This is a genomic window from Collimonas fungivorans Ter331 (assembly GCF_000221045.1).
Taxonomy (GTDB): Bacteria; Pseudomonadota; Gammaproteobacteria; order Burkholderiales; family Burkholderiaceae_D; genus Collimonas; species Collimonas fungivorans_A.
The window spans coordinates 4066169-4082958 of record NC_015856.1; the positions used below are offsets into that span (position 1 = coordinate 4066169).

Consider the following 16790-nt stretch of genomic DNA (forward strand, 5'->3'; position numbering starts at 1 on the left):
CGCGGCCCTGGCGCAGAGCCGGATTGGTGCAGGGATCAAAACAAGGATTAAAGCAAGGACCGGCCGGTCACTGCTAAAATCACTCTTTTATTCCAACCAGCAGCGCTTGACGTTGCAAAATTATTGCCAAATGAGCATCGCTTTGACTTCAACTCCCCGCCAATTATTCGTCACTACCGCCCTGCCTTACGCCAATGCAGCGTTTCATATCGGCCACATCATGGAATACATCCAGGCCGACATCTGGGTGCGGTTCCAGCGAATGCAGGGCCATGAAGTCAATTTCGTCGGCGCCGACGATGCGCACGGCGCGCCGATCATGATCGCCGCCGAAAAGGCCGGCATCACGCCGCAGGAATTCGTGGCGCAGATCGCGGCCGGCCGCAAGCAGTACCTGGACGGCTTCCATATCGCCTTCGACAACTGGCACTCGACCGACGGCCCGGAAAACCACGAGCTGTCGCGCGACATCTATCGCAAGCTGAAAGCGGCGGGTTTCATCGCGACCAAGACCATCGAGCAGTTCTACGACCCGGTCAAGAACATGTTCCTGCCGGACCGCTACATCAAGGGCGAATGCCCGAAATGCGGCGCCAAGGACCAGTACGGCGATTCCTGCGAAGTATGCAGCTCGGTGTATGCGCCGACCGACCTGATAAATCCCTACTCGACGCTGACCGGCGCGACGCCGGTGATGAAATCGTCGGAACACTTCTTCTTCAAACTGTCCGATCCGCAATGCGTGGAATTCCTGCGCGGCTGGGCCCTGGGCAACGCCGACGGCAAGCCGCGCCTGCAATCGGAAGTCGCCAACAAGGCCAAGGAATGGCTGGAAAGCGACGGCGGCATGGGCGACTGGGACATCAGCCGCGATGCGCCCTACTTCGGCATCGAGATCCCGGACGAGCCGGGCAAGTATTTCTATGTCTGGCTGGATGCGCCGGTCGGTTACCTGGCTTCGCTGAAAAACTATTTCGGCAAGACCGGACGCGACTACGACGCCTTCATGGCCGATCCAAGGACCGAGCAGTACCATTTCATCGGCAAGGACATCACCTATTTCCATACCCTGTTCTGGCCGGCGATGCTGCACTTCTCGGGCCAGAAGGTGCCGAACAATGTGTTCGTGCACGGCTTCCTGACCGTCTCCGGCGAAAAGATGTCGAAGTCGCGCGGCACCGGCATCTCGCCGCTGCGCTACCTGGAACTGGGCATGAACCCGGAATGGATGCGCTACTACATCGCCGCCAAGCTGAGTGCGAAAGTGGAAGACATCGATTTCAATCCGGAAGATTTTGTGGCGCGCGTGAATTCCGACCTGATCGGCAAGTACATCAACATCGCCAGCCGCGCCGCCGGTTTCATCGCCAAGAAATTCGACGGCAAACTGAGCACTGCCTGGGCCACCGACAGCGATCCGTTCCTGGCCAGGCTGCGCGGCGTCGCCGCCGATATCCAGGCGCTCTACGACGGCCGCGAATACGGCAAGGCGCTGCGCGCAGTGATGGAACAGGCCGACCTGATCAATGCCTATGTCGACGCCAACAAGCCATGGGAACTGGCCAAGGATCCAAGCAAGGAAGCGGCCCTGCACGAAGTCTGCAGCCGCCTGCTGGAAGCGTTCCGCATCCTGACCATCTACCTGAAACCGGTGTTGCCGGCGCTGGCGGCCGAGGTGGAAAACTTCCTGCAAATCCAGCCGCTGGCCTGGGCCGATGTCGGCCAGCCGCTGGCTGACGGCCACAAGATCAACGTCTATACCCACCTGATGACGCGGGTCGAGCCGAAGATGCTGGACGCCTTGTTTGACGCGCCTGCAGCCGCGGCGCCGGCAGAAGCTGCTGCCGCAGATGGCGCCAGCAGCGCAATCGAGCCGCTGGCCGCCGAAATCAAGATCGACGATTTCGTCAAGGTCGACCTGCGCATCGCCAGGATCGTCAATTGCGAACATGTGGACGGTTCCGACAAACTGCTGCGGCTGACCCTGGACGTCGGCGAAGGCCGTTTGCGCAATGTATTCTCCGGCATCAAGTCGTCCTACCAGCCGGAAGAACTGGTCGGCAAGCTGACGGTGATGGTGGCCAACCTGGCGCCGCGCAAGATGAAGTTCGGCATCTCGGAAGGCATGGTGCTGGCCGCTTCGGCCGCCGACGGCAAAACCAATCCAGGCATCTACGTACTCAACCCGTGGCCAGGCGCAGAACCGGGCATGCGGGTCAGTTAAGAGCGACGCCTGATGAACCTGCAAGTCCGTGAAGCCCATACCGACGACGCCACATTGATCGCCGACCTGACTCGCGCCTGCTGGGCCGAGCGGGTCGCGGCCAGCTCCAGCGGCCACCGCGAAAGTACCGAACGTGTGCTGCACGACCTGCAGCGCGGCGGCGGCTTTGTCCTGCAACTGGATGAAAAACCGGTAGGATCGGCGCGCTGGCTGCCCACCGATACCGAAACCGATGTCTGGGAAATCCTGCGCATGGGCGTGCTGCACACCTATCGCGGCCTGGGCTTGTCGCAGCACCTGATGGAAGCGCTGATCCACCGCGCCCGCAGCGCCGACGTCAACGAACTGCGGCTGGCGGTGCGCGCCGACCAGACCCGGGTGGCCGACCTGTATGCAGTATTCGAATTCGAACTGGCGCCGGAACTGGAATATACCCGCGCCAATCCGCTGGAAGAGCCGCCTATCGTGATGCGGCGCTGGCTGAAGCGGTAGGGTGGGCACTCCGTGCCCACGCGGAAGATGGACCGCCCTAGCCCGCCTCCTGTATTCAAAATCCGGCGTGGGCACGGAGTGCCCACCCTACGCTAATGCCCGTAGACCTGCGACACTGAAGTGCCGGTCACCAGCCCGCTGGTGATGTCCATGTGCACGTTGAAGAAAGCCTGGCTGGCGTCGGCCTGGGTATAGCGCCAGTCCCACACTTCCTCGTTCTTCCGTGTAAATTGCACCACGGTGCGCGGCCGGCCCAGCATCCGCCGCACCTCCTCCTTGTTCATGCCGACCTTGATCCTGGCGAAGTTCTCTTCGGTCAGCACCTGCTTGTAATCGCTCAGCTTGCCGTCCTTGCCGATATAGAAAATCCAGGTGCGGGCGCCGGACGGTCCTTTCGGATATTCCAGCGAACGCTCCCCGCTTTCCGCCTCCCAGACGGTATCCGGCTGGCCCATGGCGTTGCGCACGTCGGCTTCGGTGGATACTCCGCGGCTCAGTTTTTCCAATCCGGCCTCCTGTATGAAATTGCCATTCTGATCACAAGCCGCGATCATGAACGGCAGAACGACTGCCAAAACGCTGCGTATCCATAATTTCATGCTAACTCCCTCATTCGATACTGCTCTAGTATATCGTTCATCAATTGCCATATGGATATTACCGCCGACGACAAACCGCTGCGGCGGCCGGGAAATAGCATAAAATAGCGGCTACTCCCACCGAATTATCAAAGCAACCATGACATTCTCCAAACAGATTAACGGTTATCAGTCCGACATCACCAAGTTCGTCGAAGAACTCAAGCAAAAAAATCCTAAGCTGGAAGAACAGCAGCTGGCCGGCCGCGCCCTGCTGTGGGACAAGACCCCGATCGACCTGGACAGCCAGTTGCGCTCCAAGGAATCGCGCGTCGATCAGCAACCCTACGTGTATCAGAACAATCACTAAGCAACCACTAAATTCCTCCCGGATCAGGTAAAGACCAGATGAGCCAGAATTTGTCGGACGCCGCTGAGCTGACGCTGGAGGGCCAACCCGATTCGACGCCGAACGTGATCGACGGCGTGGCTTTTGCGCGCCTCTATGGCGAGCCGCTGTTCCGCATGCCGACCGATCTCTACATTCCGCCGGATGCGCTGGAAATCTTCCTGGAAGCATTCGAAGGTCCGCTCGACCTGCTGCTGTACCTGATCCGCAAACAGAATTTCAACATCCTCGACATCCCGATGGCGCAAGTCACTTTGCAATATCTGGAATACGTCGACCAGATCCGCATCACCAACCTCGAGCTGGCAGCCGAATACCTGCTGATGGCGGCCATGCTGATCGAGATCAAGTCGCGCATGCTGCTGCCGGTGCGCAAGACCGACAGCGAAGAAGCCGAAGATCCGCGCGCCGAGCTGGTGCGGCGCCTGCTGGAATACGAACAGATGAAGCTGGCCGCGCGCGAGATCGACGCCCTGCCGCAGCTCGGGCGCGACTATGTGCGCACCCAGATCTACATCGAACAAAACACCGTCACGCGCTGGCCGGACGTCAACCTGGACGACCTGCAGGCAGCCTGGGCCGACGTCATCAAGCGCGCCAAGCTGACCGCCCACCACACCATCAGCCGCGAAGAACTGTCGGTGCGGGAGCACATGACCGGGATCCTGCGGCGGCTGCAATCGGCGCGTTTTGTCGAGTTTGCCGAACTGTTCGATCCGTCGCGCGGGGTGCCGGTGTTGGTGGTGAATTTCATCGCCATGCTGGAGCTGGCGAAGGAAACACTGATTGAAATCACCCAGGCCGAACCGTTCGCGCCTATTTACGTACGACTGGCTTATTCGCCGACATACGCGTCGGCATAAAGCCGACTTTGCTCCGGTCTTGCGTTATTCACGACACGCCACGCATCAACAACCAAATAACTCACCCTCGATTTACACATGAAAATCATTTCCTCGATTGAAGAGCTACGCGACCAACTGCGCGGCCAACTGCGCACCGCCTTCGTGCCGACCATGGGCAACCTGCATGAAGGCCACCTGTCGCTGATGCGGCTGGCGAAAAAACACGGCGATCCTATCGTCGCCTCGATCTTCGTCAACCGCCTGCAGTTCGGCCCTAACGAGGATTTCGACAAATATCCGCGCACCTTCGCCGCCGACGTCGAGAAACTGGAAAAGGAAGGCGTCTACGTGTTGTTCGCGCCGACCGAAAAAGACTTGTATCCGGAACCGCAGGAATTCCGCGTGCGGCCGCCTGACGACCTCGGCAATACGCTGGAAGGCGAATTCCGCCCCGGCTTCTTTACCGGCGTCACGACGGTCGTGCTGAAACTGTTTTCCTGCGTCCAGCCGCGCGTTGCGGTATTCGGCAAGAAGGATTACCAGCAACTGATGATAGTGCGCAACATGGCCAAGCAGTTCGCCCTGCCGACGGAAATCATCGCCGCCGAAACCTGGCGCGCCGACGACGGCCTGGCGCTGTCCTCGCGCAATATGTACTTGTCCACGGAAGAACGGGCGGAAGCGCCGGCGCTGTTCAAGACCCTCAACCAGGTCGCCGATGAAGTACGCGCCGGCCACCTCGACATTTTCGAGCTGGAAAAACAAGCGATGGCGCAGCTGCGCGGCCGCGGCTGGCTGCCGGACTACATTTCGATCCGCAAGCGCTGCGACCTGCAGGCGCCGGCCGCCGGCGACCTGGCGCAAGGCGAAAAGCTGGTGGTGCTGGCCGCCGCCAAGCTGGGCGGCACGCGCCTGATCGACAATCTCGAAATCTGAATCCGGACCTGAACGTGCAGCGGCCCGACCGCAACAAACCACCGCGCAGCTGGCCTGCGGTAATGATGGCAGCGGCGGCAGTGGCGCTGTCGCTGGCCTCGGCTGCGTCCGCGCAAGCCATCGCCGTGCGCGACGATACGCAACATGCAGTCGTGCTGCATCACCCCGCACATCGCATCGTCAGCCTGGCGCCGCATGCCACCGAGCTGCTGTTTGCAGCCGGCGCCGGCGCTTATGTGGTCGGCGTCAGCGACTATAGCGACTACCCGCCCGAGGCCAAGCAGATAACCTCGATGGGCAGCAGCAGCGCGCTCGATATCGAACGGATCGTCGCCCTCAAGCCGGACCTGGTGGTGGCCTGGAGCAGCGGCAATTCCGCCAGCCAGATCGCCAGGCTGCGCGCCATCGGCATCCCGGTGTTCGAAAGCGAACCGCGTCAGCTGGAAGCCATCGCTGCGTCGCTGCTGAGGCTGTCGCAGCTGGCCGGCACGGAAGACAGCGGCGCCGCGGCGGCGGACGCCTTCAAGACGCGCCTGGCGCAGCTCGACGCCACCTACCGCCAGCGGCCGCCGGTGCGGGTGTTCTACCAGATCTGGAAAAAGCCGTTGATGACGCTCAACGATAGCCACATGGTGTCGAGCGTGATCGCCCTGTGCGGCGGTGAAAACGTGTTCGGCAAACTGCCGCAGCTGGCGCCCACCGTCAGCACCGAAGCCGTGCTGCAAGCCGATCCGGAAGTGATCTTCGCTGCCGACGGCGGCAGTTCGCCCAGCGCCGGCTGGCGGCGCTTTCCCAAACTGACGGCAATCGCCGCCGATAACCTGTTTACCCTGACGCCGAACTGGATGAGCCGCCCCGGGCCGCGCATACTGGATGGCGCCGCCGAGCTGTGCCAGAAGCTGGACCTGGCGCGCAGCCGGCGCCGCTGATTTGTTCTAATCTCTTAAGATACGCTGGCGACCGGCATGAACAAGCGCCGCGCACCGTTTTCCACCACTTCGAACGAACAGCCGAATGCGGCCTGCAGGATTTCCGGCTGCAGCACGCTGCCGGCAGTGCCTTGCCACACCTGGCCGTCGCCCAGCAGCAGCACATGGCTGGCGTAGCGCGCCACCAGGTTGATGTCGTGACAGGCTGCGATCACCGCTTTTTGCGGCGGCAGCGCATCTGCTATCTCATTTGCTATCTTTTGCAGCAGCGCCATCACCACGATCTGCGCCGCGGCGTCCTGGTGCGCGGTCGGCTCGTCCAGCATGAACAACAGCGGGTCTTGCACCAGCAAGGTCGCCAACCCCACCCGTTGCCGCTCGCCGCCCGACAGGCGCATCACGTCGTGTGCGCTGAAAGCCGCCATCCTGACCTGCTCCAGCGCCTGCAACGCCAGCGCGCGGTCGTCCTCCATGTCCCAACCGAAACCGAACTGGTAGGGATGGCGCCCGGCCACCACCGCCGCCAGCACGCTGCTGGAAAACGCATCGGCCTGCTGCTGCGCCAGCAAGCCGCGCAAGCGCGCCAGTTGCTGGGCTGAAATAGTTTGTATGTCGCGGCCTTCGATCAGCACCCTGCCGCCGGCCGGCCGCCGCAAGCCGGCCAAGGTATGCAATAAAGTGGTCTTGCCGATGCCGTTGCGGCCCAGCACGCACCAGAACTGGCCCGGCGCGACTTGCCAGTCCAATCCGCTGCACAAGGTTTTATGACCGACGCTTACACTCAGCTGTTCGGCGCTCAGCAATGGGGCGACGTTCATGAACGGCTCCTGGCCAGCAGCCACAGGAACACCGGCACCCCGACCAGCGCCGTGATTACTCCCACCGGCAACTGGGTAGGCGCCACCGCGGTGCGCGCCGCCAGGTCGGCCAGCGCCAGCGCCGCGCCGCCCGTCAGCACGCTGGCAGGCAGCAATATGCGCTGGTCGTTGCCGACCAGCAGGCGTATCGCATGCGGCACCACCAGGCCGATAAAACCGATCGTGCCGGCCACGGTGACTGCAGCCGCGGTCGCCAGCGAAGCCGCACACAAGGTCAGCAAACGCAGGCGCAATACCGGTACTCCCAGCAACTGCGCAAAACCTTCGCCGCGCGCCAGCAGGTTCAGCTGGCGCGCGTTAAAAATACTCCAGATCAGAATCAGTAACAGCAGCACTGCCGCCGGCAGCAACAGGCGGCCATCTTCCAGGTCGCCCATCAGCCAGAACAGCATGCCGCGCAGCTCGCCGTCAGGCGCCAGCGTCAGCACCAGCGTCACGATCGCACCGAAGCCGGCGGCGATCATCACTCCGGTCAGTATCAGGCGGTGGCCGCTGTGCTGGCCGACATCGGGCAGACGACGCAAGGCCTGGCGCGCCAGGCCGAACAATAAAAGTACCGCCAGCCCGGCCCCGACCGCTGCGCCCAATGCAGCGGCAGCATCGCCCATGAACCCGAAACGGCTGGCTACAAGCAAGGCCGACAAGGCGCCGGCGGCGGAACCGCCGGACAAACCCAGCACATAAGGATCGGCCAGGGGATTGCGCAACAATACTTGCATCAATGCCCCAGCCAGGGCCAGCAAGCCGCCCACCACAAACGCAGTCAGCGCACGCGGCAAGCGCAAGGACAGGTAAACCTGGTCGACCGCCAGCCCGCAACCACTGCTGCCGCAAGAAACCGCGAGCGCCAGCGCCAACGCTGCGAAAACTGCCAGGCAGCAGAGGATGGCGAGGGCGCGGCGTAAGGTGGTAATACTGGTCAATGGCGTGAACGATTCACTGGTTGGTCGGCCGGTTATTTGCTTACTGCTGCCAATTTACACCAACAAACAGACCCCGTGACGGCTGGTTATAGCCATAAGCGGTCTGGTAGTCGCGGTTGAACAGGTTGTCGATACGGCCGAACAGCGACAGCTGCTTGTTCAGCTGGTAGCGCGCATTGGCGTTGGTCAGCCAATATGTTCCCAGCCGCGGATTGCCGGGAATGTCGGTGCGGCTGTCGGTGTATTGCACATCGGCACCGAGACGCCAGGCGCCGAAGCTCTTCGCTGCGCCCAGGGAACCGAGGGTCTTGGCGCGGCGCGCCAGGATCTGGTTGCTGCTCTCGTCCTTCGGATTCTGCAAGGTCAGGCTGGCGCGCCAGTCGATTGCAGCCAGCACGGTGCTGGCGCTCAGTTCCAGTCCCTGGTTCTTGGCGCGGGCGATATTGATCGTTTGCGATGTCAGCGGATCGTAGCCGAACTGGTCGCGGGTACGGGTATCGAACAGCGTCGCCCGCAGCAAGGTGTCGCCGGCGGCGTACTGCACGCCCAGTTCATACGACTTCGAACGTTCGGCCTTGAGGTCGGGGTTGCCGTAAATCGGCTGGTACAGCTGCACCGGGGTCGGCGCATTGAATGCGGTCGATGCATTGGCGATCAGCTTGACGCTGTCGGTCAGGGCGAAACCGTAACCCAGGTAACCGGTGTTGTCGGAACCTGAACCGCCGACATCGTCATGGCGCAGGTTCAGCTGCAACTGGTGCGGGCCGATCTTGCCGAGCGCGCCGGCATATACGCTGGAGGTCGAGCGCGAAAAGCTGTTGCTGGAATTGCCGAAGCTGCTGTTCGAACTGACGTCGGCCTTTTCGCGGCCGGCATCGACGCCCGCAGTGGCTGTCCACAGTGGCGACAAACGCAGTTCATTGGCCCATTGCAGCAGGTTCTGGGTGCTCTTGTAGGCATTGCTGCTGTTGCCGAAGGCGCCCTCGCCGTCGAGATTGTCGCGGTTGATGTTTTGCGACAGGGTCAGGGTCGAAGTCCAGTCCTGGGTGAAGCGGTTCTTGCTGAACAGCGCCAGCGACTGGCTCTTCGAATGGCCGTTGTTCTGGTCGGTCGGCGTGCCGTAGGCATCGTCGTAGGTGTATTTGGCATCGTTGGCGTAAATGCGGACGCCGACTTCATTGCCGGCGCGCCATTCCTGCGAGACCGAACCGGAGACGCTGGTATTGCCGTCGCCATTGCGATCGGGATTGACGTTCGGGTTCTGCAAGGGATTCTGCGCCGAAAAGCCGTTGGTCTTGAAGCGGGTCAGCGACAAGGCGTAACGCGTGTCGCCGCTCTTGCCGCTGACGCCGACGTTACCCTCGTATGTGCCGCGCGAACCGGCTTCGACCGATGCGTTGAACGCCGGCGCGCCGTTGCCGCGCTTGGTGAATATCTGCACCACGCCGCCGATGGCGCCGGAACCGTAGATCGCCGAGACGTTGCCGCGCACGATCTCGATGTGGTCGATCTGGTCCGGCAGGATGTTTTCCAGCGCCGGCAGGCCGAACGAAGCCTGGCGCCGGATCGGCACGCCGTCGATCATGATCAGGGTTTCCGAAGAGTTGGCGCCGCGCATGAACAGCGAAGCCTGCTGGCCGGGGCCGCCGACACGGGTAATCTGCAGTCCGGCTTCGCGTTGCAGCAATGCCGGCAGGTCCGGCGCCTGCGAATTGCGGATGTCTTCGGCGCTGATGACCGTGGTGTGCGGCAAGGCGTCGGTTTGCGGCTGCTCGATCCGCGCCGCGGTCACCACCACTGGCACCAGCGGCTGCTCCTGGGTAGTCTGCGCCAATGCGACAGTAGTAGAAAGAATGGCTGAAGCAAGCGCAAGCGGCTTCAAGGTCGCGCCGCAGCGGCGTGATAAAGATGAGGTCATGGTTGGTTACGAGGTTACGATAGAAGTCCCCAGCCTGCCTCCCCGCAAGCCCGGTTTAACGGTAGTAGCAAATAAGCCCTTTACAGGTTTTATTTTTTACTCCACCTGCTTTGGCCGGTATCCGGGCTAACAAGTCCAGGCGCATAACCTTCCCATGCAAACGCACAGTGGTGTGAGACACGCTCTGTCGCTGGTGACTATATACAGCGACGCTTGTTTTACCGTTGCGGGGGCAGCACACGTTGGCTAGCGATCTTGCCGAGCATCGTGTTTCCCGTTTAACTGCGGACATGGACATGTCCGCGTGCACCAAAACCCCGCCATTGTACGGCCCGCGCCGGTTTGCGGCAATTGCCGCATGCCGGAACGGCGTCAGGGTGTGGTTAAATTCGCATTCCCGCGATACAGCGCCGCCACCATGTCGGACTGCGTGACCATGCCAACCAGGCGCCGCTGGCCGTCGACGATCGGGATATGGTGTATGCCGGAATCGGACAAGGGCTGCACCAGCTCGACGATATGGGCGTCGGCCTCGGCGCTCTGCACGGCGCTGGTCATGATCTGGCCGACCACTTCCGGCTTGTCAGAGTGGGTACTGGTGGTGCGCCGGATGAACTGCTTCAGTTTCTGGTCGAAGCCGGTATACACTTGCAGGTTCGCCTGCCGCATAAAATCGGTCTGGGTGATGATGCCGATCAGGCGCCGCGCCGAATTGATGACCGGCAGCGCCTTGATACGATGCTTCAGCAACAGCGCCCAGGCGTCTTCCAGCGAAGTGCCGTACTCGACGCTGACGACATCGCGCGACATGATGTCGGCGCAGGTGATCGCGCCGAAACGGCGCTGGTAGGCATGCAGCTCGGTTTGCAGGATCAGGTTTTCCAGGTCGTCGCGGCTGACATCCAGCACCTGGTTGTATTGCTGCAAGACATAGTCCAGGTCTGCCTGCGTGAAACCGACGCGCCGGCCGCTGGGCTGATCCTTGGTCTGGTGCAGTTTGCCAGGATCGGCATGGGCCACATGCGGATAACGGCGGCGCGTGGCGTTATTGAACAGCAGAGCCACCAGCAGCAGCAAAACAGAATTGAGCAGCACCGGCGCCAGCACGAAATGGAATCCCAGCCCGGTCACCGCCGGCCCGCCCAGCACCGCGGTCAGCGCTACCGCGCCGCTGGGCGGATGCAGGCAGCGCAGAGCAAACATGGCGCCGATTGCGGCCGACACCGCAATCGAAGTGGCAAACAAAGGATCCGGAATCCAGCGCGCGCAAGCGACGCCGATCACCGCCGCCACCAGGTTGCCGCCGATGATGGACCACGGCTGCGCCAGCGGGCTGGCCGGCACGCCGAACAGCAGCACGGCGGAAGCGCCCATCGGCGCAATCAGCAAAGGCAGCGCCGCCGTCGGCCCCAGCGCCCAGTGGCTCACCAGGCCGGTCAGCAAGATCCCCAGCAAGGCGCCGCAGCAGGCGCGCAAGCGCTCGGTGCTGTTGACCATCATCGGCCCCGGGATGAAACCGCTCAGCCACAACCTTATTTGATCCATCTTTTTTTACTTTCTTTTTTACAGCCTAGCCGCCATATGCGTAGGTAAATTTATTGTTGACGATCCGCCCCATCACGCGCGAACGCTGGTCCAGCCCGACATGGTCCTTGGCATTCATGTTGACCACGCCTTGCGGGATGGTCAGGTCATGGGTGTTTTCCAGCGCGCTGCGCAGCGCCGCGCGAAATTGCCTGGTCCCCGGCTGCCCCGATTTCAGCGCCTGCGGCACGGCATTCGCGATCAGCATGTAAGCGCCCCAGGCGTCGGCGGCGAATTGCGTCATGGTGTCGGCGCCGTAAGCCGCTTCATAACGGCGGGTAAACTCGAGCGCGGTCTTCCTGACCGGATTCGAGGCCGGCAGCTGCTTGGCCACCACCGCCGGCCCGGTCGGGAAGAACGTGCCTTCGACATCCTTGCCGCCGACTTTCAGGAAATCCGCGGTGGCGATGCCATGGGTCTGGTAAATGCGGCCCTTATAGCCGCGCTCGACCAGGGTCTTTTGCGGCAGTACCGCCGGCGTCGCCGAGCCGGCGATCAGCACCGCGTCCGGCTGCGCCGACATGATCTTGAGGATCTGTCCGGTGACGCTGGTGTCGTTGCGGTTGTAGCGCTCGCTGGCCACCACCTTGATTTTGCGCAGCTCGGCCAGGCGCGAGAATTCGCGCCACCAGCTGTCGCCGTAAGCGTCGGCAAAACCGATGAACCCTACCGTCTTGATGCCGTTGTCGGCCATGTGCTGGGTCAGGATGGTCGCCATGTGCGAATCGTTCTGCGGCAGCTTGAATACCCAGGCGCGCTTGGCGTCCTGCGGCTCGACGATGGAGGCCGAGGCCGCCAGCGCCACCAGCGGCGTTTCCGCCGCGGCCGCCACATCCAGCATGGCCAGCGCCGCCGGCGTGGTGTTGGGGCCGACGATCAGGTCTACTTTTTCCTCGCTGACCAGCTTGCGCGCGTTGCGCACCGCATTGGTCGGATCGGAAGCGTCATCCAGGATGATGTACTCGACTTTCTGCCCAGCGATTTCCTTCGGCCACAGCAGAATGGCGTTTTTGGTCGGCGCACCGATCGCGGCGGCGGGGCCGGTGACGGCGATATCCACGCCAATCCGGATTTGCGCCGAGGCCGAAGCACTCCACATGGACAAGGAAACGGCAGATAACATCAGATAAGCGCTTGCGGTTCTGTTCATCGAATATATCCATCCTGATGGCATGACACGGGGAGATTTCCACAAGGACAGGATTCTACTGGAATGTGACAACTGGCAGTTTTGCATCACTGTGATCTTAGTCATCATGGCCGGGCGATTCCTTGACCCAGGGCAAGAACCATATTGTTAGCAAGATTGACAATACCCGTCATGAAACAACAAATACGGATGGAATGGCCTTGAAACAAATCTTGATTTTTCCAAAAATTCGTATGATGATATGGTCACTTTACGATAAAAACACGCTGTTGGAAGAGACACAATGTTCAATAAGCTGAATCCCAACCGGACTTCCCTGAGCGATACCGTGGCCCAGGAACTGCTGAAAAAGATACAGACCGGCGAATTCGGTCCGGGCGCCAAGCTGCCGACCGAACCGGTGCTGTCGGAACAGTTCGGCGTCAGCCGCACCGTGGTGCGCGAAGCGATTTCCCGTCTGAAGAATGAAGGCGCGGTCGAGCCGCGCCAGGGCAGCGGCGTGTACGTCAGCCAGCAAGGCCATCTGCGGCCGTTGCGCATCCAGTTCGACCAGGCTTCGTCGGCCGACGCCGTGCTGCAGATCGTCGAACTGCGGCGCGCCATCGACGCCGAAGTCGCGGCGCTGGCCGCCACCCGCCGCACGCCGCGCCAGCTGAAAGCGATAGAAACCGCATTGAAAGGCATCGCCGCCGATGTCGATGCCGGCGGCGACGGCGTGCTGGCCGATGTCATGTTCCACCGCAGCATCGCCGAAGCCACCGGCAATCCCTTCCTGCTGCAGACGCTGGCCTTCCTCAGCCAGTACCTGGAAGCCGCTACCGCCGTCACCCGCAGCAACGAAGCGCGGCGCGACGACTTCATGCGCCAGGTCTACGAAGAACACGCTGCCATCGCTGCCGCCATCGCTGCCGGCGATGCGCTGGCTGCGCGCAATGCGGCGCAAAACCATATGTTCAATGCGGCGCGCCGCCTGGCGCAGGGCGCTGCCGACACCAAGGCTGCACAGAAACCCAAGAACAACATAAAAACCCGCTAATCAGGATCGACAATGACTATCAACGTAGGTGTAATCGGCCTTGGGGCCATGGGCTTGGGCGTCGCCCGTTCTTTGCTACGCGCAGGCTTGCGCACGCATGCTTGCGATGTGCGGCAGGAAGTATTGCAGCAGTTCGCAGGAGAAGGCGGCATCGTCTGCGGCAATCCGGCTGAACTGGGCGCCTTGTGCGAAGTGGTGATCACGGTAGTGGTCAATGCCGCGCAAACCGAGCAGGTGCTGTTCGGCGAACAAGGCGCCGCGGCCACCATGCAACCCGGCAGCCTGGTGATCGCCAGCGCCACCGTGGCGCCGGAATATGCGGCCAAGCTCGGTGAGCGGCTGGCCGCACTTGAATTGCTGTTCCTCGATGCGCCGCTGTCAGGCGGCGCCGCGCGCGCCGCTTCCGGCGAAATGACGATGATGACTTCCGGCCCGGCCGCGGCTTACGCCAAGGGCGAAGCGGTGCTGTCGGCAATCGCCGGCAAGGTGTACCGGCTGGGCGAAGCGCACGGCATGGGTTCCAAGGTCAAGATTATCAACCAGCTGTTGGCCGGCGTGCATATCGCTGCCGCGGCGGAAGCGATGGCGCTGGGACTGCGCGAAGGAGTCGACGCCGACTCCCTGTATGAGGTGATCACCAACAGCGCCGGCAATTCGTGGATGTTTGAAAACCGCGTGCCGCATATCCTGAAAGCCGATTACACACCGCTGTCGGCAGTCGATATTTTCGTCAAGGACCTGGGACTGGTGCTGGACACCGCGCGGACTAGCAAATTTCCGCTGCCGCTGTCGGCCGCCGCGCACCAGATGTTCATGATGGCGTCCACCGCCGGCCATGGAGCAGAGGACGACGCCGCCGTGATCAAGATTTTCCCCGGCATTCAATTGCCGACTGCGCGGGAGTAAACCATGCCGGCACAGACAACTCCCCTGCTCGGCTGCATCGCCGATGATTTCACCGGCGCCACCGACCTCGCCAACATGCTAGTGCGCGAAGGCATGCGCACCGTGCAGACCATCGGCGTACCGGACAGCGCGCCGCAGGATGTCGACGTCATCGTGGTGGCGCTCAAGTCGCGCACGGCGCCTGCCGCAGAAGCGGTAGCCGACTCCCTGGCTGCGCTCAGCTGGCTGCGGCAACAAGGCTGCCGCCAGTTCTTTTTCAAATACTGCTCGACCTTCGACTCCACCCCGCAAGGCAATATCGGCCCGGTGACCGACGCCCTGCTGCAAGCCCTGGGCAGCGATTTCACGATCGCCTGCCCGGTGTTCCCGGAAACCGGACGCACCCTGTATCGCGGCCATCTGTTCATCCAGGACCAGCTGCTCAGCGAATCGGGAATGCAGAACCATCCCTTGACGCCGATGACCGATCCGAACCTGGTGCGCGTGCTGCAGCAGCAGACTGCTTCCAAAGTGGGCCTGATCGGCTATCCGGCAGTGTCCCAGGGCGCCGAACAGATCCGCGCCGGAATCGACGTGCTGCGCCGGCAAGGGGTACGGATGGCGATTGTCGACGCCCTGGAAAACCAGGACCTGTACGCCATCGGCGCTGCCTGCGCCGATTTGCCGTTGGTCACCGGCGGCTCCGGCATCGCGCTCGGCCTGCCCGGCAACTTCGTGCGCACCGGGCTGCTCGATCCGCAACAAGGCGCGGCAGCCGGTGAACTGCCGGCGGTAGAAGGTTTATCGATGGTCCTGGCCGGCAGCGCATCGAAAGCCACCAACGCCCAGGTAAAAGCCTGGATGGAGAAGCGCCCGGCATTCCGCATCGATCCGCTGGCGCTGGCTAGCGGCGAACCGGTAGTCGCGCAGGCATTGGCCTTCGCCCGCCAGCATCTGGAGAGGCAGCCGGCGCTGATCTACGCCACCACTACACCGGAACAGGTGAAACAGGTACAGGCCGAGCTCGGCGTCGAGCGCGCCGGTTTGCTGATCGAACAGGCGCTGGCCGATATCGCCGCAGCCTTGCTGGAAAGCGGCGTGCGGCGCTTCGTGATTGCCGGCGGCGAAACTTCCGGCGCGGTGGTCAAGGCGCTCGGCGTGCGCGCTTTGCGCATAGGCGCACAAATCGATCCCGGCGTGCCGGCGACAGCATCGATCGGGACCACGCCTTTGGCGCTGGCACTGAAATCCGGCAATTTCGGCAGCATCGATTTTTTTGAAAAGGCGCTCCGGCACTTGGGCGAAACGCGACTATGAGCACTCAAAAAACCCAGGCCGGCGGCAGCGCCACGCTCAAGGAGCAGGCGCTGCGCGAAGAAATCTGCGAGACCGGCGCCAGCCTGTACCAGCGCGGTTACACGGTCGGTGCGGCAGGCAACATCAGCGCCCGCCTCGACGACGGCTGGCTGATCACACCGACCGACGCCTGCCTCGGCAGGCTGGCGCCGGCGCAGATCGCCAAGGTCGACCTCAATGGCCAGTGGCTCAGCGGCGACAAGCCGTCGAAGACTCTGGCCTTGCATCGCGCAGTCTACGACAACAACCCGCTGATGCAAGCCGTGGTGCATACCCATTCGACCAGCCTGGTGGCGCTGAGCCTGGCCGGCGTCTGGCATGACAGCGCGGTGCTGCCGCCGATCACGCCGTACCAGGTGATGAAGGTCGGGCGCATTCCCCTGATCCCTTACCGCCGCCCCGGCGATCCGCAGGTGGCGGAACAGGTCCGGTTGCTGGCCGCTGCCGTGCGCGGCGTATTGCTGGAACGGCTGGGGCCGGTGGTGTGGCATGAAAGCGTTTCGCAAGCCGCATACGCGCTGGAGGAACTGGAAGAAACGGCGCGCCTGTGGCTGATGGTAAAGGATAAACCGGAGCCGCTGAGCACAGAGGCGCTGGACGAGTTGTATCGGGTATTTGGAGCGCGCTGGTAAACGTTGTCAAATAAG

At 62.3% G+C, this 16790-nt stretch carries 16 protein-coding genes and 1 riboswitch; of the genes, 10 read left to right on the forward strand and 6 right to left on the reverse strand.

Translation table 11 applies throughout. The features are described 5' to 3' along the window. The first annotated feature begins 130 nt into the window (after positions 1 to 130). Positions 131 to 2224 (forward strand): methionine--tRNA ligase, encoded by a 2094-nt coding sequence (gene metG, locus CFU_RS18100; RefSeq protein WP_081466500.1) that lies wholly within the window; start codon positions 131 to 133, stop codon positions 2222 to 2224. 12 nt (positions 2225 to 2236) lie between these two features. Beyond that, positions 2237 to 2716, forward strand: a complete 480-nt coding sequence (locus tag CFU_RS18105; RefSeq protein WP_014007456.1) for a GNAT family N-acetyltransferase — start codon at positions 2237 to 2239, stop codon at positions 2714 to 2716. 92 nt (positions 2717 to 2808) lie between these two features. Here the strand turns inward: CFU_RS18105 and bamE are convergent, their stop codons facing one another. Further along, a complete protein-coding gene (bamE, locus tag CFU_RS18110) occupies positions 2809 to 3315 on the reverse strand; it encodes an outer membrane protein assembly factor BamE domain-containing protein (protein ID WP_041742339.1) in 507 nt (168 codons plus the stop codon). Positions 3316 to 3454: 139 nt separating this feature from the next. Here bamE and CFU_RS18115 point away from each other — a divergent pair, with 139 nt between their 5' ends. From CFU_RS18115 to CFU_RS18130, 4 genes are all read left to right on the forward strand, one after another. Beyond that, positions 3455 to 3664: a DUF3460 family protein gene (locus tag CFU_RS18115; RefSeq protein WP_014007458.1), complete on the forward strand. Its 210-nt coding sequence runs from the start codon at positions 3455 to 3457 to the stop codon at positions 3662 to 3664. A gap of 38 nt (positions 3665 to 3702) precedes the next feature. Continuing rightward, positions 3703 to 4566, forward strand: coding sequence for a segregation and condensation protein A (locus tag CFU_RS18120; RefSeq protein ID WP_014007459.1), 864 nt, complete (start codon positions 3703 to 3705; stop codon positions 4564 to 4566). 78 nt (positions 4567 to 4644) lie between these two features. Continuing rightward, on the forward strand, positions 4645 to 5484 hold the full coding sequence (panC, locus tag CFU_RS18125; RefSeq protein ID WP_014007460.1) for a pantoate--beta-alanine ligase: 840 nt from the start codon (positions 4645 to 4647) through the stop codon (positions 5482 to 5484). A 14-nt stretch (positions 5485 to 5498) separates the two neighbouring features. After that, the gene (locus tag CFU_RS18130) at positions 5499 to 6413 is read left to right on the forward strand and encodes a cobalamin-binding protein (RefSeq protein ID WP_014007461.1); all 915 of its coding nucleotides are present in this window, start codon (positions 5499 to 5501) and stop codon (positions 6411 to 6413) included. A 14-nt stretch (positions 6414 to 6427) separates the two neighbouring features. On the opposite strand, the gene CFU_RS18135 is transcribed toward CFU_RS18130, so the two are convergent. The 5 genes from CFU_RS18135 to CFU_RS18155 all read right to left on the reverse strand — a co-directional run bounded on the left by CFU_RS18135 (position 6428) and on the right by CFU_RS18155 (position 12839). Next, complete coding sequence (locus CFU_RS18135) at positions 6428 to 7231, reverse strand: ABC transporter ATP-binding protein (RefSeq protein WP_041742342.1); 804 nt, start codon at positions 7229 to 7231, stop codon at positions 6428 to 6430. Beyond that, entirely contained in the window at positions 7228 to 8214 is a 987-nt protein-coding gene (locus CFU_RS18140) for a FecCD family ABC transporter permease (protein WP_014007463.1), read from the reverse strand. The genes CFU_RS18135 and CFU_RS18140 overlap by 4 nt, the downstream gene beginning before the upstream one ends. Positions 8215 to 8254: 40 nt before the next feature. Continuing rightward, positions 8255 to 10132, reverse strand: coding sequence for a TonB-dependent receptor plug domain-containing protein (locus CFU_RS18145; RefSeq protein WP_014007464.1), 1878 nt, complete (start codon positions 10130 to 10132; stop codon positions 8255 to 8257). Positions 10133 to 10227: 95 nt separating this feature from the next. Next, a riboswitch (cobalamin riboswitch) is annotated at positions 10228 to 10461 on the reverse strand. Between the two features lie 43 nt (positions 10462 to 10504). Further along, positions 10505 to 11677, reverse strand: coding sequence for an HPP family protein (locus tag CFU_RS18150; RefSeq protein ID WP_014007465.1), 1173 nt, complete (start codon positions 11675 to 11677; stop codon positions 10505 to 10507). Between the two features lie 25 nt (positions 11678 to 11702). After that, positions 11703 to 12839, reverse strand: coding sequence for an ABC transporter substrate-binding protein (locus tag CFU_RS18155; protein WP_238531494.1), 1137 nt, complete (start codon positions 12837 to 12839; stop codon positions 11703 to 11705). A 310-nt stretch (positions 12840 to 13149) separates the two neighbouring features. Here CFU_RS18155 and CFU_RS18160 point away from each other — a divergent pair, with 310 nt between their 5' ends. From CFU_RS18160 to CFU_RS18175, 4 genes are read left to right on the forward strand one after another with little or no spacing between them, the layout of a single operon-like run. Further along, the gene (locus tag CFU_RS18160; RefSeq protein ID WP_014007467.1) at positions 13150 to 13902 is read left to right on the forward strand and encodes a FadR/GntR family transcriptional regulator; all 753 of its coding nucleotides are present in this window, start codon (positions 13150 to 13152) and stop codon (positions 13900 to 13902) included. Between the two features lie 12 nt (positions 13903 to 13914). After that, positions 13915 to 14808 (forward strand): L-threonate dehydrogenase, encoded by an 894-nt coding sequence (gene ltnD / locus CFU_RS18165; protein ID WP_014007468.1) that lies wholly within the window; start codon positions 13915 to 13917, stop codon positions 14806 to 14808. A 3-nt stretch (positions 14809 to 14811) separates the two neighbouring features. Next, positions 14812 to 16104: a 3-oxo-tetronate kinase gene (gene otnK, locus CFU_RS18170; RefSeq protein ID WP_014007469.1), complete on the forward strand. Its 1293-nt coding sequence runs from the start codon at positions 14812 to 14814 to the stop codon at positions 16102 to 16104. Next, the gene (locus CFU_RS18175; protein ID WP_014007470.1) at positions 16101 to 16775 is read left to right on the forward strand and encodes an aldolase; all 675 of its coding nucleotides are present in this window, start codon (positions 16101 to 16103) and stop codon (positions 16773 to 16775) included. Before otnK ends, CFU_RS18175 begins: the two co-directional genes overlap by 4 nt. The last annotated feature ends 15 nt before the right edge of the window (positions 16776 to 16790 follow it).

Coding starts and splice junctions, on each gene's coding strand:
- CFU_RS18145 (WP_014007464.1), bottom strand. CDS start 10,132: ATGACCTCATCTTTATCACGCCGCTGCGGCGCGACCTTGAAGCCGCTT.
- CFU_RS18135 (WP_041742342.1), bottom strand. CDS start 7,231: ATGAACGTCGCCCCATTGCTGAGCGCCGAACAGCTGAGTGTAAGCGTC.
- CFU_RS18115 (WP_014007458.1), top strand. CDS start 3,455: ATGACATTCTCCAAACAGATTAACGGTTATCAGTCCGACATCACCAAG.
- bamE (WP_041742339.1), bottom strand. CDS start 3,315: ATGAAATTATGGATACGCAGCGTTTTGGCAGTCGTTCTGCCGTTCATG.
- metG (WP_081466500.1), top strand. CDS start 131: ATGAGCATCGCTTTGACTTCAACTCCCCGCCAATTATTCGTCACTACC.
- CFU_RS18105 (WP_014007456.1), top strand. CDS start 2,237: ATGAACCTGCAAGTCCGTGAAGCCCATACCGACGACGCCACATTGATC.
- otnK (WP_014007469.1), top strand. CDS start 14,812: ATGCCGGCACAGACAACTCCCCTGCTCGGCTGCATCGCCGATGATTTC.
- CFU_RS18175 (WP_014007470.1), top strand. CDS start 16,101: ATGAGCACTCAAAAAACCCAGGCCGGCGGCAGCGCCACGCTCAAGGAG.
- CFU_RS18120 (WP_014007459.1), top strand. CDS start 3,703: ATGAGCCAGAATTTGTCGGACGCCGCTGAGCTGACGCTGGAGGGCCAA.
- CFU_RS18155 (WP_238531494.1), bottom strand. CDS start 12,839: ATGTTATCTGCCGTTTCCTTGTCCATGTGGAGTGCTTCGGCCTCGGCG.
- CFU_RS18150 (WP_014007465.1), bottom strand. CDS start 11,677: ATGGATCAAATAAGGTTGTGGCTGAGCGGTTTCATCCCGGGGCCGATG.
- panC (WP_014007460.1), top strand. CDS start 4,645: ATGAAAATCATTTCCTCGATTGAAGAGCTACGCGACCAACTGCGCGGC.
- CFU_RS18160 (WP_014007467.1), top strand. CDS start 13,150: ATGTTCAATAAGCTGAATCCCAACCGGACTTCCCTGAGCGATACCGTG.
- ltnD (WP_014007468.1), top strand. CDS start 13,915: ATGACTATCAACGTAGGTGTAATCGGCCTTGGGGCCATGGGCTTGGGC.